The sequence below is a fragment of the Halorubrum sp. FL23 genome (assembly GCF_052439115.2).
GTDB lineage: Archaea > Halobacteriota > Halobacteria > Halobacteriales > Haloferacaceae > Halorubrum > Halorubrum persicum.
This window is the reverse complement of record NZ_JBQVRO020000028.1, coordinates 1-20440: the sequence shown is the minus strand read 5'-3', so window position 1 is coordinate 20440 and position 20440 is coordinate 1. Positions and strand designations below refer to the sequence as shown.

Here is a 20440-nt window from a genome sequence, read left to right as displayed (position 1 = left end):
ATCCTCGGTGGGCAAGAACTCAGATCAGGATGAGAGGCATCACTAACCGGTGAATCCTGGTCACGCTATCCAACTACGCGTATCGTAGAGGAACTTACGTATGCACACGATGTGCTTGCTGTACACGGAGACGGACGTGAGATCAAAACACTACAGCAGGCCAGAATCGAACAGGCAGACCTGGTTATTGCGTGTACCGATGATGACGAGGTGAATGCTGTTATCTGCGGCACCGCAAAGCTGGTTTCTGATGCTTTCACTATCGCTCGGGTCAGACATCGCACTCTGTATGAAACGTGGGATGGGCATCCAGATGCTTTTGGTGTTGATTATATGATCTGCACAAATTTACTGACGTCTGAAGCAATTTTCCGCATCTCTGGGCTTCCATCGGCTCGAGAGGTGGATACCTTTGCTAACGGCCTTGTACGAATGGCTGCATTCGAAATTGGACCAGATAGTCCTATTATCGAACGAGCCGTGCACGAGATAGATAGTGACAATTCATTAACGTTTGCAGCGATCTTCCGCGACGAGGAACTGCTAATCCCAAGTGGGGAGACAGTCATTCAACCGGATGACCACATAGTAGTTATCGGAAGTACCCAGTCTGTGGAAAATTTCGCCTCTGTGATTTCGAGGTCATTACGGAGTCAGACAGACGATATTATTATTGCTGGAGCAACTAAGGTCGGAATTCAAACGGCTAAGCTATTCGAAGAACATGGATATAACCCTCGTTTAGTCGAACAAAATAGTGAGAAAACCCGTGAAGTTGCCGAAGCCCTCCCAAACACGACAGTGCTTCATGGGGATCCAACTGAGATGTCTTTCTTAAATCGAGAGAAGATGGGGGAAGCTGATCTGATGATCCCTGCACTGGAACATGATGAACAAAATCTACTCGTAACGTTGGTAGCACGTCAGCTTGGTGTTGACGAAACAGTAGCTGTCGTCGAGAATCTAGAGTATACCGGATTATTCGAAACAGTCGGTGTCGACGTGACTGTCAACCCACGTGAGGAAACCGCTGAAGAGATCGTACGGTTTACTCGACTGAACCCTACTGAGAATATCGTTATGCTTGAACATAACCGTGCGGAAGTGATTGAAGTTGAGGTTGCTCAGGATAGTACTCTCACAGACCGCAAGATTGCGAATTCGATAACTGATCTTCCAGATGGAGTTGTTATTGGAGCGATCGCTCGCGACGATGAACTCGTGACTCCACGAGGCTCAACGATAATCAAATCAGAAGATCATATCATTTTATTCGTGGATGCTAATATACTCGACGAGGTTACTGAGGCAATTTAGAAACAATATTCACTACAGTTTGAAAGCTCCAGCTACAAGTAATGGAAAGACGAGTGTGGCCTCTGCCTCGACCTGTGTATAGTTCGCCCGCTCTTCCTTGATTTTACCCCATGAGACCGCCTCGTTTGGCGGTGCACCTGACAGCGATCCATCTCCCTCCATACCCGTCGAGATGTAGACAACGTAATCCGCCCCACCGCGGAAGAGGTTCGTCATAATCGCATGGTGTTTCGGTACACCACCCCCAACCGCGATGAGCCCTGTCGTGTCTGCGAGCAAGCCGTCTTCGATGAGTGAGTCGTAGTCATCCAGAATCTCGATTCCGACGTCTGAATCGTAGCCCTGGCGATAGTAGTAGAGAAAGTTCCCGACTTCGGCATCGGTCAAAGCCGGGCAGTACACTGGGACGTCATTGTCCGCCGCTTGCTTTAACACTGAATCCTCGTCGTCGAGCGTCTCACCTAACTCACGTGCGAATGCCGTCGGTGTCCGAACTTTCTCCTCCGCGAAGAAGTCATCGAAGAAATCATATAGATATTCCTCCAGCCACACGTATCGATCAGAGGGAACGAAGAGATTACCAAGTCGGTTAATGCCTCGTTCCCGAAGTGCTGCCTCGTCTGCGTCCCAGTCTCCCATCTTGAACGGTTTTGCTGTCTTGATGACGTCCTCAGTTAGTGACCCAGATGTCGTAATGAGAACATCCACGTACCCTTCTCGGACGAGGTAGGCAACGGCCTCGCGCAACCCCGACGAGATAATATTTGATGTGAATGTGAGATAGATTGTTGCATCCGCTTCTTGCATACGTTCTGCGATATCGATGGCTTCTGCGAGCTGTGTTGCTTGGAATCCTGTTGACGCATAGGAGTCAAGCATCTCGTGGAAGTCGAATTCGTCGCGAAAGTCGTAGCCACGTACGTCTGGTGTATCAAGGTCTCCTTCACTCTCGGGTACGACGTAATCGTGAGAGTCGTCGTTATCCATACGATTGGATAACTCGACAAGGGATTTGAAGAACTCGGAATCTGTCGATCGGTTCTCGATACACCCAAGGCCATCAATACTGGATTATTCACTATGGCTAAGCCGAAGGTGGCTGTCCTCCGCCCTGACGACACTCGGATCGACGAAGCCGTCTGCTATCTTCAATCACTGGAAGTGTCGCCAATCGCAGATCCAATGCTGTCCATTTCTCCAACAGGGCAGGCTCCACAGCAGGCAAAATACTGTGTCTTCACCAGTCCAACCGGGGCTGAAATCGCTGAGGAGCAGGGATGGCATCAAGATGAGGCGACAGTATGTGCGGTAGGTCGCCAGACAGCAACTGCGTTACGAAATTGCGGCTATTCAGTCGACGTGATTCCTTCGACATTTACTTCCACGGGACTCGTCGAGGAGCTGGTAGACGAAGTTGAAGGGAATACGGTGGAAATCGCTCGCAGTGCACACGGAAGTGATGTACTGATTCGGGGACTAAAAGAAGCGGGTGCATCTGTTCATGAAACGCATCTATATCGCTTGAAACAACCGGATACTGCTGGCCAGTCAGTTAAACTCGCCGTAGACGGTGAGTTAGATGGGATACTGTTCACGTCACCGAAGACGGTCAAGCATTTTTTTGAGATCGCTACCGAACGTGACGCTCTCTCCCCGCTGCAATCCGAGCTAGAGGAGACGGTTATTGGTGCAATTGGGGCACCGACAGAGCGTGCTGTCCGTAGACATGGAGGTTCTGTCGACATTATACCAGCCAGAGCAGATTTTAGGCGGCTAGCTAAGGATACGGTGAACCTCATTCGAGAGATACAGCATTGACATTCCTCCACGACTGAAGTCGTGGGATTTCTTTCGTGGGAGTCTCAGTCGTCCGAGTCCCCGAGAGCGACCATTCCCGCTCGATATGGTACTCTGGTTTGGATACGCCTCGTTGGCCATTGTCTCCGCAATGGAGGGCGGGTGCTGGTGTTCCGGCCAGTTGTGATTGTTCCACTTGAGGTAACTTCGCTTCATCTCTAAGGATCCAAGGGATGAGATATTATGTACGGCGGTGCCGGGCGCTAAAACCTCGCCGTTCACGGCGGGGATACAGCGTCCGTCATCATCTACTTTCACTGTGCGCCGAAGGTTCACATCCCATCGGTTCGTTTGGGTGGATGTGCGTGGAAAACTGGCAGTTGACTCGGTGTTTGCCTCACCAAAATGTAAGCCGACCACGCCGACTGTCGGTAAACAACTAGGTAACTCGAAGCCCCGTGCGGGTACGAGTATCGGCTTCGTGGCAACGCCAGTGGCTGACAGTCCACGAACCTTAGATTCCCAACCATCCGAATTGACGGGAGTAACATAAGAACCTCGGGAAGCGTCGCCCTTCAGGGCGGCGAGGATGTCACAAACTCCTGACGGTGAACCAAGTCATTCCAATGATGAAGGCACCGGTACCAGAAACCAACAGCGTTCGTTGATAGCCGAAGATAGTGGCAGCCCCGACACTGAGCGGCGGGCCGATCGTTGTCCCGAGTCTGAGTACGCTCGTCCGGATACTCATAATGCTCCCGCGAAACTCGTCTGGCGCCCGTTCGTTGAGTGCAGTATCTGTGATCGGTTCTGCGAGGCCTTGACCAAGACCGAATAGTAAGAGTGCGCCGGCGACGACATAGATGGAGTCCGCGATAGCGACAACGACGAGACCGATTCCGTAGCTTACGAATCCGAGCGCGATCGATTGGAAGCTCGTGAGCGACCGAAGCACGCGATCACCCTGCATTGCAGTTACTCCCATTGTGACCGCGGGTAAGCCCACGAGAAGACCGATACCTGCTGAAGAGAGGTGATATTCGTTGGCGAGCAAGAACGGAACGGCGGTGAGCTGAGCGCCATAGAGGATGACGAATATGCCGAAGATTGCGAGATAGAGCACGACGAAGGGGATCATCGGTGTGGGCCCGGTGAGGAACTCACGGAGACTCGAGTTCGAGTTGTTCTCGTCCCGATGTGGCTCCTCGAGCAGGAGAACCCCAGGTACAGCGACGAGCAACGCAAGGAGAAAACACGCGAAGGGGGCTGACCATGCGAGTGTTGCGAGCGCACCGCCAAGTAATGGATATCCGGCAGCGCCAACCGCAAGAATCGCCGCGTTGGTACCGATCAACACCCGTCGCTGTTCACCGGTGAAGAGGTCCCCCAAGAGTGTGACCGTGAGCATCATGATCGCACTACTCGCTGCACCCTGAATCGCTCGTAGTGCGAGAATTATGGTAAAATCAGAGATGAATATGATGCCACCTCCACTGAGTCCGAAGACAATGAGGGCCGGGATCAAAGCCGGTTTCCGACCGATTCGATCTGTCAGCAGCCCAATCGGGAGTGTGAGAAAGATCCCAGGCAGTGTAAACGCCGATAACAAGAGACTGGCTTGTGACTCCGAAATGTTCCAGGCTTCCTGCACCGCTGGAAGTGCAGGACTGATGAGTGAGACGCCCATGACAGCGACGAGAGTACTCGCAAATATCACCGCTGCTGCCGGAGATTCTCGGAGGGGTCGTGCCTTTTCCATTCGTTCTACCGGTATCTCCACAATTGGAGCCTGTAAATCATCCGCTATTGGGTAGTCTTCGCCCTATGTCGGAACTGGATGACAGGTCAATGAGCGCCGACGAGCGAGGTCTTCCCACCGGGAGAAGGGAGGTCGCGACCGCCGGGAGCGACCTCCGACCAGCCGAACGGCGACCGCGGGGAGCCGTGAGGACCACCTTGCACGTCGCGCAGTTTCATCTGCGCGTAGCGAATCAGTGCCGATTCACGGTGAATAGCTAACTAGTCGCGTTTCATCGCGACGAGCGAGTTCGGCCGCACTGACCTCCCGCCGTTCTGCACTGCCTTCGACCCGCCAGCGCCGTCATTTGCGCAACAATCGCTCACCAAGTAGAGACAGTCAACAAAATAGGGGGTCGCTTACTCGACGAGGCTAGCGATGTCGTCGTCGAGTTGACTGTAGATCTTTTCGGCGCGTTCCTCGTCCTCGGGGGAAAGCTTCCGGATGGGCTCGCGGACCTCGCCGGCGTGGAGGCCGGCCAGTTCAAGGCCCTTCTTGACGGCGGAGACGCTGATGCCGCCGGGGATGGTGTTCTCGACGCCGGTCTCCTCGCGGAAGTTCTGGTAGGGTATGCAGATGTTACGCAGTTCCCGAGCGCGCTTCCAGTTTTCGTTCTGGAGGGCCTCGAACAGCGCGAGGCCGACCTCGGGACGGAAGTTGCTGACGCCGGCGGAGAAACCCTCGATGCCCTCGACCCAGTAGGAGACCGCGTACGGCTCGGCCAGGCCGTTCACCCAGACGACGTCGTCGGCGCCGGCGGTGACGGCCTCGCCTAGCTTGACGGGGTCTTTCAGCGTGTACTTGATGCCGACGACGCCCTCGACGCGAGTGAGATCGGCGAGGAATTCAACGGAGGGGTCGAAGTCGCGGGCGTAAGGCACCAGCGGGGCCTCGGCGGCGGCGTCCAGTTCGTGGTAGTAGTCGATGGCCGCCTTCTCGTGGATGTAGGTGTGGTCCATCGGCATGATCATGTGGGCGTCCACGCCGACGTCGTCGTACGCACGGATCAGTTCCTAGGCGTCCTTGGTGGAGCCGCCGACGCCGGCAAGCACGCAGGCGTCGTCAGGCAGGACCTCGACGGCGGTCTGTGTGCCGTCGATGCGCTCCTGTTGAGACAGGGAATGGTAATCGCTGATGTTGGCCGTCGCGAGGAACGTCCGGATGCCCTCATCGTACAAGTCTTGGGCGTTCTCCGCGAGCTTCTCGTGGTCGATTTCGAGGTCCTGGTCGAACGGTGTGAGGAGACCGACGGCAACGCCGCGCAGACACTCCTGGGCCTGGTCGGCTGACAATGGCATAATTCGTGAGTGCGCCGGCTGTAACATATACCCATCGCCTGCGGGAGAAATGGGGCCGAACCAGGGCGACGGCGGGGGTCCCACCAGCGGCTCGCGGCCCGGACCGCCGTTGGCCCCGCCAGTTCCAAGCCGCGCTTGATCACGGGAGCGTTGTTCCCCGCCGATAGGGTGCTCCCGGCGCCCGGCTCCTCGCGGATGTCCTCCAACGGCCGCAGGGCGCGCTGAAACCTCCGGGCCCGGTCCCAGTCCCCAGCGTCGAGCGCGTCCAACAGGGCCAAGGCCGCCTCCGGCAGGAAGTTCCCGATGTTGTCGTGTAGCCGGTCGCCCCCTCGACGGCGTACGATCGGACGTACCACTCGGAGATCATTGACCTATGTCAACTCGCCGAAGGCGTTCTCGACGGGTCGGGAGAACTCGACAACGTTGTCGACAGTGAACTTCACGGCGACCTCCTCCTTGCGCTCGCTGAGGCCGACGAGTACGGAGCGGGGAACCGTCAGATCGCGCTTGTAGATGACGATCAGAATATTGATCTCGTCGCAGATCCGGTGGTAGTATTCGGCCAGCCTCCGCTCGTGGTTGTAGGTGTGGTCCAGGTGCATGGCTCTCAGCCTGTCCGGGACGACGACTTCGTAGGCCTTAGCCAGGTTCTGGATCTCGGGGACGTTCCCGGCGGCGCCAGCGACGACGGTAGCGTCATCGGCTGTGGTCTCGACGTGAGTCTCGAAGATCGCTTTCTACTCGGCGTCAGTCAGCGAGTAGTACTCGCCGGTGTGCCGCAGGGGACGAACAGATCCGTCCCCGCAGCCTCCTTCACACCGAGGTTCTCGTCCAGCGGGTCGTGATCGATCGCGTGTCGTCGGCGAAGGGGACGGCGGTGGTGAACCCGATGGTTTAGAAGTAAATGAACAAGTGACTGCTGCCCACAACTCCTAAAAGTCCAATTTTAATGGACTTATATAAAGTCCTTATGAATTGAGGCTCTTTGAATTTCACTCGTGTGAGCGGCGTATGCTTGATACCAGTGCTGATTTATGACCTGGCATCAGCTGAGGCCGAATTATGCACAGAAGCTTTGAGATTCCACTAATAACGGCGATCCGTCAAAAGGAGCATGTGCCAGATTAATTAATCAGATTGACGGACACGCCCTCTTTCTATCTAATAATCCATGTCAGAGATACTAGTTGCATCAACTCTGAGCTCTTCGGAGCACCCAGTTCAATCCCGATTTAGCAGTGCCACATATTCTGTGACGATCGATATTGTTAGACCGAAATCATAATAGAACTGTTTGAATTACAAGCGTAGGTCTGTAATGCTGATTCTATTTATTGAATCGGATCTGCCCTGAGCCGTAAATAACAACAGTACATTTGTTATAGTGTCTACGTAGCGTATACCAGATTGGGTCCCTAGTCCAAATATACGGGACTTTTATAAGTTGGTGGCATGCTGCATCTATCATCATTTCCTAAGCTAGAATCAGCACTCTGACTCTGTTTCCACTCTCATTTATTAATGCTCAATTGAGTTTTTCTATCATCCACTCACGACCGATACAAAGAAAGAAACCGCTATACAAAATCATACGACGGCAAGAGAATTGCAACAAGACCAGTATTCCAGAGTTCAAACTGTGAATTCACCAGTTAAGCGCTCTCCCACTACACCGTGGAGACACGTACTTGAATCCGTGAGTTGGCCCGAAAAGTGCCTCGTACCTTATCTCTCGTAGGACGCGAGTTAGGGTCTCATCGCTTGCTCTCCATTTCTAGATATCGGTCTGAAGCATCGTCGTCAGCTATCTAAACGTCTGGACGACAGAGCATCATTCAGTCAATTATTTTCCCGAGTGCATCTACAACATGGTCAGCGTGGTTTTTATCGATGATTAGTGGAGGTAGAAGTCGTACGACAGTCCTGCCTGCAGGTAGTGCAAGGACACGATGATTCATCGCCAGCTCCTGTAGGATACGGTTTGCTCCGCGTTTAACCTCGATACCCACCATCAACCCCTCGCCGCGGATATCCCGGACTCGATCACCGAGTTCCGCCTCTAACTGCTTCTGCAGGTATGTTCCGATCTCGGCAGCATGGATAGGGAGGTCTTCATCGGTAATCGTCGATATTGTCGCTTCAGCTGCCGCTGAGATAAGAGGGTTCCCGCTGAATGTCGACGCATGGTCGCCATATTCATCTGCAATCCAGTCGCGACACAGCGTCGCACCAATGGGTAATCCGTTTCCGAGTCCCTTTGCACTTGTCAGTATGTCTGGCACAACGTCTACACGCTCACAGGCCCAAAGTTTGCCTGTCCGACCCAACCCCGTTTGAACCTCATCCAGAATTAGCGCTGCTCCAGCTTCTGTGGTCGCCTCACGGATAGCCTTCATAAAATTGGGAGAGGCAGGGTTGATGCCTCCCTCGCCTTGGACGGGTTCGACTATGACAGCCGCTGTATTGCCATCGATTGCCGTCGTTATCGCGTCAACATCGCCATATTGGACGAACTCTACGTTCTCAAGAAGTGGCTCATAAGGATCTTTGTATTTGTCCTTCCACGTAGTGGAAAGCGCGCCCATTGTACGACCATGGAATCCCCGTACTGTGGCAATGATTTTCGTGTTACCGGTGGCTGCACGAGCAAACTTCAATGCTGCCTCATTAGCCTCGGTTCCGGAATTACAGAGCCACACCTTCTCGATACCACCGGGCGCCACATTTCCCAGTGTCTCGTAGAGCTGACTCCGCACTGCAACGGGATACGACCCTTGCACATAGGTCAGATCCGAAAGCTGTGTTGTGATGGCATCCGTAACCCTATCGTGGCCATGACCCAACGGGACACATGCGTAGCTCGCACCCATATCGAGGTATTCGTCCCCGTTGGCATCGTAAAGATACGGACCATCCCCTTCAACGATCTCGATAGGTTTCTCAGAATACACGAATCCACTCATGTTCAGGTATCACAGATACTACTCTGAAACGTGCTGGGAAATATCTGTCCCACTCCTCTACAGTAGCAGTTCCGACAGACCTCTATCGAACGGTCTAACCATACCCTGTGAACTGTTGTCACTTCTCCGCTACGTTTATTGGTAATCCGTTCCAAGATTGAGATTCCTATGGGTATGGGTAACTTCGACGAACAAGAGCACGAACGCCGTGAGAAGAAACTCTCCGAAATTGAATCAGACTCCGAAGAGCAACCGACGGAATATCAGGGTCAAATAACGTTTGACACGGAGGACACTACGGAAGCGTTGCTAGATCGTCTAAAAGAGATGAAGTCCAAGGATGAATGACAAATAATCAAGAAATAAAGCAATTGTCCCAACTCGATTGGATTGATACTGGGCTAGGATTAAGTTCGATACAAGGTTAGTTGCCCATATGGAATCCCTCCTGCTTGATTCAGAAGTAACACAATCAGTTCCGATAGAGGCAATAAAAGATGCCGTAGAAGAAACATTCCAAGCCTACGAGCGAGGGACTGTGGTTATGCCACCGAAGTCATATATTGATCTGCCCCAGTATAATGGTGATTTTCGGTCAATGCCTGCCTATGTGGGGACTGATTCGTGGGAGGGTGCTGCAATTAAATGGGGTAACGTCCATCCGGATAATCCATCAAACAATAACCTGCCAACGGTAATAGGGATAATTATCTACTCTGATCCAGAGACGCTTAGTCCGTTGGCTATCATGGACGCCACCGTTCTTACTCGGAAGCGGACTGCGGCAGCTGCGGCCGTCGCTACAGATCATCTCGCGGTTGACGATGCTCACAGTTTAGGCCTTATCGGTGCTGGAACGCAATCGTATACTCAATTTGAAGCGCTCACCCAAGTCAGGCCAATCAACGAGGTCATCGTGAATGATGTGGACGATGACGCGGTAGACACATTCATTGACACATATCCCGATTTCGCGATTCAGGCTGGTACCGTTCATGAAGCGGCCGCATGTGATATTGTCTCAACTGTGACCCCTGCTGAAGAACCAATTGTTCCACTTAACGCGGTCAATCCTCAAACGCATATTAATGCGATCGGTGCCGATGCCGAAGGTAAACAGGAACTCAATACGAATATTCTCACAGAAGGGTGCGTTTTCGTCGATAGTTTTGACCAAGCAATTCACACAGGTGAGATCAACGTACCGTGGGGTCGAGGAGATCTTGATGAAGATGATATCTATGGCGAACTTGGTGAGTTAGTAAGTGCAGGCGATGGATTGGCAATACCACAAAATGAACTGACGATATTCGACAGCACCGGTCTCGCGATTCAAGATGTCGCTGCCGCGCATGTCGCATACGAATATGCAACCGGACTAGAGGATATTCCATCTACAAGCTTGTTCTCTAAATGACATCCTTCGCGCCGTTCACGTCGCAGTTTCCCGTGTGTTGAGATATTATGGTTCATGGGTCATCCGTTCTTATGGGACTACTAGCCCCGTAGATTTGTCGAACAGGCGCACCACGGGCGGTGCCATCCAGCCGGTATCTCTATCCTCCCGTCACAGGTGAGATTCGGGAGTACCTCCTGTCAGATGTTCTCGACTCCATTCACGTCAGCATTGGCGACCAGTCCACAATCTTCGCAGACGTACAATTACGCTCGCCACGCTGGCTATCGTCCGTGGTCCCTTACGAGGCGCACGGTTTCGATGTGTCATGTTCGTCCACGCGCCCGACGCTGATGCCGTGTTCGGCGGCTTTGTATTCCAGCATCTCGCTGAATCGATCGAACGCCCACCCGTGCAAATCGAGCTTGCCGTGGTCGCCCCAATCAGCACTGTCACGGATACCACTCAGGTCGCCCACAGCAATCGTCCCAGCATTCCAGGCGGCACATTCGGTCACCACATCCTTCGAGGCAGCGTTGAAGAAGTGGTGGCGGCGCTCGCGGCGTTTCCGGTCCAGCCATCGCGCTTGCGGGAATCGCTGTCTTCGCACGTCGCTCGCTCCTTCTGGAAGTAATCATCGTCCTCCTTGAGTGAACTACCAGGATACAGCAGGAGTCGTCACCGACTGCAACCGCTGCGAAATTGCAGATACCGAGGCCGATACCCGCCACCCGGTGGATTGCCATCATCTCGTCGACAATGCAAACTGTTCACTCGTGGACCGACATATGAACGGCAAAGCGGAAGATCGACTTAGTGACGACTGTGGTTTTCTCAGGTATCGACAGTGATCGATTAGTGCTCGGGTTGTTCGGCCGGCGCTTCCATGCTCTTGATCCGGAGAATGAGGATGTTGTTGGTATCATCCTTCCCCTCGAGAACTCCGTTGATGACCAGTTTCGATAGCGGCGTCGGGCCGACGATGACTTCGTCGCCCTCAGAGAAGCTACGGATGGAGCCCTGGAGATGGATTTCCGCGCGACAGAGTTCAGGGTGGTGGACGCTTGAGAGGTCAATTTCCTCGACGTTGGCGTCCTCGACGGCCTCGCCGTCGTGGAAAAGTGGGACTGACGCTGGTTCTTCCATCTGTTCGACATCTAGCGCCTCGTAGGCATTCGCAGTGGGTTTGTATCCGCCCTTCGGCCCGGGGACGCCCTCGACCAATTGGAGCGCTTTGAGGCTCTGCATCTGGTTTCTAATTGTACCAGGGTTGCGGTCGACTTCAGCGGCAATATCCTCGCCCTTGACGGCGTCCTCCGTCTCAGGATAGAGATTAACCAACGCCGTGAGAATAGTTTTCTGACTCGACGTAAGCTCAATCGACGACATACGATAGACTTGGGTAGGCACCCGATTAAAGCTGTTTAAATAAAGAACCCTTCGGAGGCGTCCCTAACGTCGACGACTGAAACGACTAAGCGACGCTCACTCTTGGACTACATTATCGAAGACAACCGACGTCGACGTCTGCTTTCACCTCGGCGCTATTTCTCGAAAAGGCACGAGGAGAACCCCTGGCAAGACTGTTGGGTCACGCCAAGGGATGTTAACACCGTCGAAGAGAGCCGCCACGGAGGCTGTGAGACCGTGGTGTAAACTTCTACGTCCCTCGATTTACGGGAACCGGACTTGAAGATTTCCCATACCCAAAATTATTTTACAAATGAGTTGTTTCGATGTTGGGATATTATCATTTATCAACGCTATCAACTTCTTGAACACACCCAACCATCGTCCAAGTATCCTCATCTGGCCCCTTTCGGCCAACCAGAACGGATTCATTATCTTCACTCGATACAAACCGATATAGATTTTGTTCATTTTCACGGGTCCCCTCTGCCTGAAATTCTTGCTGAAAAAACTCCGCCTTGGATATCTGGGGTATTATTTGTGATCCATCGTCAAGTATTATCTTGACAGAACCGGGACTAAGGTTATGAATTTGTTTAGCAATGGGATTGAGATCTGCCATAAGCCACCTACGAGAGGGTATAGGTAAATCGTGTCGATTTGTGATATCCGGTACCTTTGTCACTCGTCTACCCCCCAACAGAATGTCTGGATTGGGTTCGTCTGCTTCGTAGGTCCTCGCCAAACCTGTTGTAGTGAACCGAAGGATGCTGAGCTAGTCCGGATCCACTGTGTTAATCCCGATGGGAAGGTGCATTCTGAAATCAAGAGTCGATCATCTCAATTCTCCGAGATAGATGACAGATCTATTATTCAAACTTTATGCTCCAGCAGTTCTACTGTTAAAAACTAATGGTTTGGTCTGTCCGGCTCGATAACGAAGAGCACGAAACAGAGCAATCTAACGACGAAATTGAGGGTACTACCTGCTCAGGATGTGGTTCAGACAAAATTATCCAACAGTCTAGCCGAGGGGAGCGGATCTGTGAAGAGTGCGGGCTCGTCATTGAAGAGGACTTGGTAGATTCTGGCCCAGAGTGGCGGGCATTCAATCATCAAGAACGACAGGAAAAGTCCCGTGTCGGGGCCCCGACCACCACCACAATGCATGATAAGGGTCTGACCACCCAGATCGACTGGAAAGACAAAGACGCGTATGGGCGAGCAATCTCGTCAAAGAAGCGGTCGCAGATGCACCGCCTACGGAAATGGCAGGAGCGAATCCGGACGAAGGATGCTGGGGAACGGAACCTCCAATTTGCGCTCAGCGAGATTGACCGGATGGCGAGTGCACTCGGTGTCCCGCGAGACGTTCGTGAGGTAACGAGCGTCATCTACCGCCGGGCATTAGATGAGGATCTGATTCGCGGACGGTCGATCGAAGGCGTGGCCACGGCTGCGCTCTATGCGGGCTGTCGGCAGGAAGGTATCCCGCGGTCACTGGAGGAGATAGCGGAGGTTTCACGCGTTGAACGCATCGAAATCAGTCGTACCTATCGATACATTTCAAATGAACTTGATCTCGGACTGTTGCCGATAGACCCAAAACAGTACGTCCCGCGATTCAGTTCGAAGCTTGATCTTCCGCAAGAAGTTGAAGCGAAGGCTAACGAGATTATCGAAGAGACGGCTGATCCGTTACTATCGGGACGTGGCCCATCTGGATTCGCTGCAGCTGCAATTTATGCCGCCGCATTGCTCTGTAACGAGAAACGCACACAACACGAGGTAGCAGACGTGGCGCAAGTGACCGAAGTGACTATTCGGAACCGATACCAAGAACAGATTGAAATGTTAGATATACATCAGTAGAAATGGCTACGAAATTCATCCAAGAGACATGACCAAACCCACAGCCGTCTCGGTACGCGACCTTGCGTGTGAGATCCGGACTGGAAGGCAGTCTGCACTGGATCTCCTTGAGTCAGTTCTTGACCGTATTGAGGCGATCGATGAGTTGAACGCGTTTATTACGGTAACCGAAGAATCGGCACGGAACCGTGCTCGAATGGCCGACGATGCAGCCGAACGTGGTGATGATCTCGGCCCACTCCATGGCGTGCCGGTCGCAATCAAGGACCTTCGGACCCGAAAGGCGGGGGTCCGGCATACGATGGGGCTCGCACCGTTGGCTGATAATGTGGCGGACGACGATTCCATCACGGTTGAACGGCTGGAAGCTGCAGGAGCAGTGATCGTGGGGACGACCAATACGCCAGCCCTTGGTCACACCATCAAGACGGAGAACAAGCTTGTCGGAGCGACTCCGACACCGTTCGACCATGACCGGTCCGCTGGTGGGTCTTCCGGTGGGTCTGCAGCGGCGCTTGCGGCCGGTGTGGTACCGCTCGCGACCGGATCAGACATCGGTGGCTCACTCCGAGTACCCGCCTCCTGCTGTAACGTCGTCGGGCTGAAGCCGACGTTCGGACTCGTCCCCGAGCGCGTCCCCCGTGATGGCTTTAATACGCACTCCCCGTTTTTTGTTGGTGGACCAATGGCACGGACCGTCGAAGATACGGCGGTTTTGCTTGATGTCCTTGCGGGTCAAGATGAGAGTGATCCATTCAGCGTTCCTCAACCAGAGACAGACTACACGGGAGCGACTGATCGACCAACTACTGAGCTCTCAGTTGCGTATAGCCCGAATCTGGACTTGCAGCCAGTCTCACCAGTGGTGCGTGAGACGGTCGACGACGCTGTTACAGAGTTGGCGGCTGCTGGCGCTACTGTTGATACTGTCGACCTCTCACTGCCGTCTTATGAGGACCTGTCGATGGCGTATGTCACACAGGTCGGCGTCTTTTTCAGTGCGTTCGCCCAACATCTCGGAGACCGATACGACATCGACTTTGCGACCGCCGACGTCGAAGATACAGTACATTCGACGATCGCATTAGGAACGGAAACAGACGCTGCCACCGACCGGTTACAGAACGTACCTCGCACTGCTGCATACGAGGAAATTCAGGACACATTGGCTGGCTACGATGTCCTCGTGACACCAACTCTTACAGTTCCACCTTACAGTAAACGTCTCGCTGACGGCTATCCAACGGAGATTGACGGACACTCAGTGATGGGTGTCCCGACAGACGTCATGTTGACGTGGGTGTTTAACATGACCGGCCACCCTGTGGCATCAATTCCGGCCGGACTTACCGACGATGGCCTCCCTGTTGGATTGCAGATTGTTGGCCGACGATTTGCCGAGGAAGACATTCTGAGCGTCGCCGCTGCGATGGAGCGGGTCCAGCCGTGGACAGATCAGTATCCTACCGCGTGAATAGAGTGCCATTATTGGGTAGTCTAGTGTTCGGACTTGCTTGAGAGCTTCTCGAGTGACAAGATAGTACCCTCGCTCTTGTGTAGCACATTGTGGATCTTAGTCTTCGTCCTGATTCGCCGAACAAAGGCGCTCTACTTCCGGGTTTGAATGAGGTGATTATATCGAGAGTAGTCACAGATCCTGGCTATCGTTCCCGTCAAACTAGCTCATTGATGCGAGAGCAGGCGGTTCCAACAGCGATCTATGCCCTGACCGCGTCAACTCAGAGCCATCGCTGAACCAGATCCACAATCTCCGACAGAAGAGCGTAGTACCCTTATCTGCTTTCACACGCAATACACGGAGGGTCAGTCGAGCATCAAACAATTCCCCGATATTCTGGGAAGATAACTGAGCAGGTCGCCCAGTTGATCGGGACTACTAGCGGAGTCATAGTGAGATATTCACTAAATATAACAATAGCACCAATTTTTAATTTCAGCAAATGGTTATAATGAACGGGGTACAACGTCTCAAGTGCAATGTCCGAGCAATCCGAGCCCGAACTGCCACCGCTCCCGTACGACTATGATGCACTCGAACCGCACATTTCCGAGCAAGTGTTGACGTGGCACCACGATACCCACCATCAGGGCTATGTGAATGGCCTAGATAGTGCCGAAAAGACGCTGGCGGAGAACCGCGAATCAGGCGACTTCGGTTCCTCCGGAAGCGCGATGCGCAGCGTCACCCACAACGGCTGTGGCCATTATCTCCACACGCTGTTCTGGAACAATATGTCGCCCAACGGCGGCGGCGAACCGTCTGGCGATCTCCGCGAGCGTATCGAAGACGATTTCGGGACCTACGAGGGCTGGAAAGGAGAGTTCGAAGCCGCCGCGAGCGCCGCTGGTGGCTGGGCTCTCTTAGTGTACGATCCGGTCGCAAAGCAGCTGCGCAACGTTGTTGTCGACAAGCACGACCAGGGCGCGCTCTGGGGCGCTCATCCCGTCCTTGCGCTCGACGTCTGGGAGCATTCCTACTACTACGACTACGGCCCGGATCGGGGAAGCTTCATCGATGCCTTCTTCGAGGTCGTCGACTGGGAACACGCGACCGAGCAGTACGAGAAATCCGTCGATCACTTCGAATAGGATTATCCAGATCACCAGGCTGAGTAGGCGGCGTGCTTGGAGTCGTCCGACACGGCAAAAAAGCCGTCTCGTGATGATGAGGGAATAAATCTCTCGAACCACTTGCCCTCAAGCCGGTTCACACTATAGCGCTCCATACATCGATGAGCCACGCTTGCACAGGATTGGATGTAACTCGCATCGTGGCTGCACCAAAGCCAAAGGCGATCAAACTCACCAGTATAACAAATTCCGCGTTTGCATTCTTCGTCTCAAGAAGGAGTGTGAGTAGTGTGAGCGTCCCGGACATCGCACACATGAAAACTCCCGCCAAGAAGCTCGACACAATAAAGAAGGGATCGGTAAAGCTCATCACGTCGTATTCAGGATCGTAGATGCCAATCACGCTGAGTGTAAACGCGATGAATAGATACCCGAATAACCAAACAACTACAGCAGTGGTGCCGAGCGATGACAGTCGGAATATCCGAAATAGTCCTCGCTCAAGCGGAGTGGATGGCTGCCGAGTTCGCTTGAGTGGAGGATGACCCATCTATTACGGCCACAACCCCCGGGCCTCGTGAGCCTCAGCGATTCGAGATAGCGCGACGATGTAGGCTGCATCACGCCAGGTGCCATCACGGCTTTCGAACTCTGCTTGGACGTCACGCCAGGCGGCCTGCATCTCTGTTTCGAGTTCATCATTCACTCGTTCAAGCGACCAGGCTCGACGATTAATGTCTTGGAGCCACTCGAAGTAGCTGACCGTAACTCCACCGGCGTTGGCGAGAATGTCGGGGATCACTGCAACATCTCGATCGGTGAGTATCGAATCTGCTGCCGAAGTGGTCGGACCGTTTGCTCCTTCGACGACGAGATCCGCAGCAATCGCCTCTGCGTTCTCTTCCGTAATAACGTTCCCCAGAGCCGCGGGAATGAGCACGTCGACGTCAAGCGTGAGCAGCTCTTCGTTCGAAATCAGGGTATCCGCGTAGTCGGTGACGGCTTCCGGCTCCTCGTCGTGCGAGGGAACTGAAGCCGTATCGATCCCCTCTGGGTCGTACATCGCTCCATTGACGTCGCTGATCCCGACGACCGTTGCCCCCCATTCGTCAAGCAGTCGGGCAGCATTCGCGCCGACACTTCCATATCCCTGTATTGCTATCGTCGTCTCCTCGAGTTGACGATCGTAGTACTCGCAGACGAGTTGTGTGATGATCGCCACGCTCCGTCCGGGGGCTTCTTCACGGCCTTTACTGCCGCCGACGACCGGCGGCTTTCCGGTTACGACGCCCGGTGTCGTCTCACCTTCTTGCATCGAGTACGCGTCCATCAGCCACGCCATCGTCTGTGTATCCGTCCCCATGTCTGGGGCAGGAATATCCTTGTTGGGGCCGATGACGTTGCGTATCTCTTGTGCAAACCGCCGGGTGAGCCGCTCTTTTTCCGCTGAACTCAGGTCTTTCGGATTGACAGCGACGCCACCCTTGGCACCGCCGAACGGGAGATCCATGACTGCACACTTCCAGGTCATCCACATTCCGAGTCCGACACATTCATCTCTGGTCACTTCGGGGTGGTACCGGAGCCCTCCCTTATACGGACCTCTGACGCTATCATGTTGGGCTCGGTATCCCGTGAAGACCTCGACTGTGCCGTCATCACGTTCGACAGGGACGGTAACCTCATGGACTTTTTTCGGGTGTTTGAGTCGATCGACGATATGCTGGTCAATACTGAGATGGTCTGCGGCATGGTGGAGCTGCCGGCGTGCCGTTTCGAGCGCTGATTCTGGTTTCGCAGATTGTACTGTCGAATCCTCCGTCTTGTTGCGGTCTTTATCGGAATTGGATGCCATGGTCATTTTAGCGATATTCGACGATTTCGCATCGGTCCGCCACAGTCAGGACAGCGGTTAGTGGTGTCCACAACGATGGCGTTTTTCGACTCGAAGCTCTCGTACGGGCTCCTATTCGTTAGGTCAGCTTCGACATCTCGTATATTAGGTTCTCTCGGTTATAATCGCACCGAACTATTTGACCCAGTTTCAGTGGGTGCTGCCATTCAGACACCCCGTCCGGTTCGGTTTAGCATCCCCTCTATCATCTATTCGGTCGGGTCAGATTACGCCAGTGGGTACGTCACCGGCACAAAGGGCCAAATCTCCATACATCTATGGTGATGGGGCTTCATATGAATACACAGCTCTGTTGAAATGGCTGTGTTGAATCGCCATACAGCAGCGAGGTAGGCCGCTAAATCAAAGGAGCGGCTTTGTTGAAATCCTCAGAGAGTTACATGTTCACCGTATAATTCCACGAGATGAAGGCCCTCCCGAAGTCACAGATTCTCCGGTTTGCTGAGAAGGCGATCCATCTGGCCCGTCGAGCCGTTTCTCGATACTCCTCGAAATTCTCCAAACACCGCTATACACTTCCGCAGCACGTCGTTCTGCTGTGTCTCAAAGTTCGGAAGAACACGACCTATCGTGGCCTGCTTGACGAACTGATCGAGATGCCACGCATTCGTCACGCCCTCGGATTAGCTGAACTTCCTACGCCATCAACGCTTTGTAAGGCGTTCAACCGGCTTGATATGACTGTATGGCGTGCTATATTGACTCTCTCAGCGACGCTACTTCCGACGAGCGGTGTCGTTGGAGTTGATGCGTCAGGATTCGACCGCAGTCACGCCTCAAAACACTACACGAAACGAGCCGAACTCACGATTCAGCAGCTCAAAGTGACGCTGTTGGTTGATGCGAAGGTTAACGCAATCCTCGATCTCCACGTGACGACGACACGAAAACACGATAGCCAGATCGCTCCATCGTTGATCAAGCGCAACCTCAAAGATATTGACATTCTCCTCGGTGACAAGGGCTACGACGACCAGAAGATCAGGCGACTTGCTCGTCAACACAAGGTTCGGCCACTGATTAAGCATCGTGAGTTCACGCCACTCCACCGGGCATGGAACGCACGCTTAGACACTGATCTCTACGGCCAGCGGAGTCAATCAGAAACTGTCAACTCAACACTCAAGCGGAAGTATGGTGCGTTCGTGCGCTCACGACGGTGGTGGAAGCAATTCCGTGAACTCACTATTGCCTGTCTCAGTCACAACATCGACCGATCACTCTGAGTGGCCAAGAAACGTGAAGGAAAGATCGCTCAATATAGATGAAGGACGTACCACTTAGCACAGGTGAAGGCTATCGAGGGCGTACTGGGTCTGGAAGTGGCCGAAGTTCTGGCATTGTTCCTGACCGCTCAATCGTTTGGATTTCGACGTTGTTCACCGCAACGGCGAGTGTTTCCCAGTCACTCGGCACATTTGCCCCACCGACAAGGTGGGTCACAGAACTACATTGCGATTCCTCGGTCGTTCCATTGGACGACGTTCCGCTACTGAATCCAGACGTGACGTTAAATCTCAGGACGAACTCGTTCGCAATAGAATGGGTCAGCTCCGGTTTGACGTCTCCTAACTCGTTACAGAGCCTCACGTCAAACGTTAAATCCGCTGATTCACCGTCGCTAACGATGTGAACCCACCCGCTATGAGCCTCCTCCTCGCTCGGGAACGATGTACGGCTCTTCGAGTATGCGAGTCCGAGGGAGTCGTCAGCCTCGTTGGGGTCGCTCTGATCCGATGTACTCGAACTCACAGGGCTCGTCCACCCTTGACAGCCAGCGAGACAGCTAAGACTAGTAACGGAGCAAACGGCCAGTACCTTGCGACGGGATAATGGAGGGCCCATCAACTCAATGAATAGGTTCTCTGGACAAGTCCGTTTCGAATGCCAGCATCGTGTGCGCGGGGAGTTGATAGTCGTTGTTTGTCACTGGCAGATACGTAGCCTACAGCGAACAGCCGTTACAGGAGAAAACATGTCTGAAGAATAGGATTTCAACAGAGCCGGAAATTCATGTACTATCCCCCCAAACCGGATCAGGAAGATATCGAAGAATTCGATTCGGAGAACTCTGGGGGATCG

At 53.5% G+C, this 20440-nt stretch carries 16 protein-coding genes and 2 pseudogenes; 8 read left to right on the top strand and 10 right to left on the bottom strand.

The window, feature by feature from the left end; translation table 11 throughout:
* Positions 1 to 81 precede the first annotated feature (81 nt).
* Positions 82 to 1317: a Trk system potassium transporter TrkA gene (gene trkA / locus ACT4MF_RS17960; RefSeq protein ID WP_444683627.1), complete on the top strand. Its 1236-nt coding sequence runs from the start codon at positions 82 to 84 to the stop codon at positions 1315 to 1317.
* A gap of 12 nt (positions 1318 to 1329) precedes the next feature.
* Here trkA and ACT4MF_RS17955 read toward each other — a convergent pair whose 3' ends face one another.
* Entirely contained in the window at positions 1330 to 2304 is a 975-nt protein-coding gene (locus ACT4MF_RS17955; protein ID WP_444683610.1) for a deoxyhypusine synthase, read from the bottom strand.
* A 93-nt stretch (positions 2305 to 2397) separates the two neighbouring features.
* Between ACT4MF_RS17955 and ACT4MF_RS17950 the strand changes: the two genes are divergently transcribed.
* Positions 2398 to 3135 carry a uroporphyrinogen-III synthase gene (locus ACT4MF_RS17950; protein ID WP_444683611.1) on the top strand — a complete coding sequence of 246 codons (738 nt, stop codon included), beginning with the start codon at positions 2398 to 2400 and terminating at the stop codon, positions 3133 to 3135.
* 571 nt (positions 3136 to 3706) lie between these two features.
* On the opposite strand, the gene ACT4MF_RS17945 is transcribed toward ACT4MF_RS17950, so the two are convergent.
* The 4 genes and pseudogenes from ACT4MF_RS17945 to ACT4MF_RS17930 form a co-directional block, all read right to left on the bottom strand.
* The gene (locus ACT4MF_RS17945) at positions 3707 to 4873 is read right to left on the bottom strand and encodes an MFS transporter (RefSeq protein ID WP_444683612.1); all 1167 of its coding nucleotides are present in this window, start codon (positions 4871 to 4873) and stop codon (positions 3707 to 3709) included.
* 398 nt (positions 4874 to 5271) lie between these two features.
* Positions 5272 to 6210 (bottom strand): annotated as a pseudogene (locus tag ACT4MF_RS17940) (dihydrodipicolinate synthase family protein).
* A 371-nt stretch (positions 6211 to 6581) separates the two neighbouring features.
* A complete protein-coding gene (locus ACT4MF_RS17935) occupies positions 6582 to 6812 on the bottom strand; it encodes a hypothetical protein (protein ID WP_444683613.1) in 231 nt (76 codons plus the stop codon).
* Between the two features lie 1233 nt (positions 6813 to 8045).
* Positions 8046 to 9173: an aspartate aminotransferase family protein gene (locus tag ACT4MF_RS17930; RefSeq protein WP_444683614.1), complete on the bottom strand. Its 1128-nt coding sequence runs from the start codon at positions 9171 to 9173 to the stop codon at positions 8046 to 8048.
* Between the two features lie 174 nt (positions 9174 to 9347).
* Between ACT4MF_RS17930 and ACT4MF_RS17925 the strand changes: the two genes are divergently transcribed.
* Positions 9348 to 9521, top strand: coding sequence for a DUF5786 family protein (locus tag ACT4MF_RS17925; protein WP_256397707.1), 174 nt, complete (start codon positions 9348 to 9350; stop codon positions 9519 to 9521).
* Between the two features lie 88 nt (positions 9522 to 9609).
* Positions 9610 to 10590 (top strand): ornithine cyclodeaminase family protein, encoded by a 981-nt coding sequence (locus ACT4MF_RS17920; protein WP_444683615.1) that lies wholly within the window; start codon positions 9610 to 9612, stop codon positions 10588 to 10590.
* A gap of 69 nt (positions 10591 to 10659) precedes the next feature.
* Here ACT4MF_RS17920 and ACT4MF_RS17915 read toward each other — a convergent pair.
* The 3 genes and pseudogenes from ACT4MF_RS17915 to ACT4MF_RS17905 form a co-directional block, all read right to left on the bottom strand.
* A pseudogene (locus ACT4MF_RS17915) lies at positions 10660 to 11300 on the bottom strand (RNA-guided endonuclease InsQ/TnpB family protein); the annotation flags it as partial.
* Positions 11301 to 11424: 124 nt separating this feature from the next.
* Positions 11425 to 11958, bottom strand: coding sequence for an Rrf2 family transcriptional regulator (locus ACT4MF_RS17910; RefSeq protein ID WP_444683616.1), 534 nt, complete (start codon positions 11956 to 11958; stop codon positions 11425 to 11427).
* A gap of 361 nt (positions 11959 to 12319) precedes the next feature.
* Positions 12320 to 12601: a DUF8072 family protein gene (locus ACT4MF_RS17905; protein WP_256397710.1), complete on the bottom strand. Its 282-nt coding sequence runs from the start codon at positions 12599 to 12601 to the stop codon at positions 12320 to 12322.
* 290 nt (positions 12602 to 12891) lie between these two features.
* Here ACT4MF_RS17905 and ACT4MF_RS17900 point away from each other — a divergent pair, with 290 nt between their 5' ends.
* The 3 genes from ACT4MF_RS17900 to sod all read left to right on the top strand — a co-directional run bounded on the left by ACT4MF_RS17900 (position 12892) and on the right by sod (position 16461).
* Positions 12892 to 13851, top strand: coding sequence for a transcription initiation factor IIB (locus tag ACT4MF_RS17900; protein ID WP_444683617.1), 960 nt, complete (start codon positions 12892 to 12894; stop codon positions 13849 to 13851).
* Between the two features lie 28 nt (positions 13852 to 13879).
* Positions 13880 to 15325: an amidase gene (locus ACT4MF_RS17895; protein ID WP_444683618.1), complete on the top strand. Its 1446-nt coding sequence runs from the start codon at positions 13880 to 13882 to the stop codon at positions 15323 to 15325.
* 524 nt (positions 15326 to 15849) lie between these two features.
* A complete protein-coding gene (gene sod / locus ACT4MF_RS17890; protein ID WP_444683619.1) occupies positions 15850 to 16461 on the top strand; it encodes a superoxide dismutase [Mn] in 612 nt (203 codons plus the stop codon).
* A gap of 118 nt (positions 16462 to 16579) precedes the next feature.
* On the opposite strand, the gene ACT4MF_RS17885 is transcribed toward sod, so the two are convergent.
* Together ACT4MF_RS17885 and gdhB are read right to left on the bottom strand one after the other, a co-directional pair.
* The gene (locus ACT4MF_RS17885) at positions 16580 to 16846 is read right to left on the bottom strand and encodes a hypothetical protein (protein ID WP_444683620.1); all 267 of its coding nucleotides are present in this window, start codon (positions 16844 to 16846) and stop codon (positions 16580 to 16582) included.
* A gap of 150 nt (positions 16847 to 16996) precedes the next feature.
* Positions 16997 to 18298 carry a glutamate dehydrogenase GdhB gene (gdhB, locus tag ACT4MF_RS17880; protein WP_444683621.1) on the bottom strand — a complete coding sequence of 434 codons (1302 nt, stop codon included), beginning with the start codon at positions 18296 to 18298 and terminating at the stop codon, positions 16997 to 16999.
* A 464-nt stretch (positions 18299 to 18762) separates the two neighbouring features.
* Here gdhB and ACT4MF_RS17875 point away from each other — a divergent pair, with 464 nt between their 5' ends.
* A complete protein-coding gene (locus tag ACT4MF_RS17875) occupies positions 18763 to 19584 on the top strand; it encodes an IS5 family transposase (RefSeq protein ID WP_082222448.1) in 822 nt (273 codons plus the stop codon).
* Positions 19585 to 20440 lie beyond the last annotated feature (856 nt).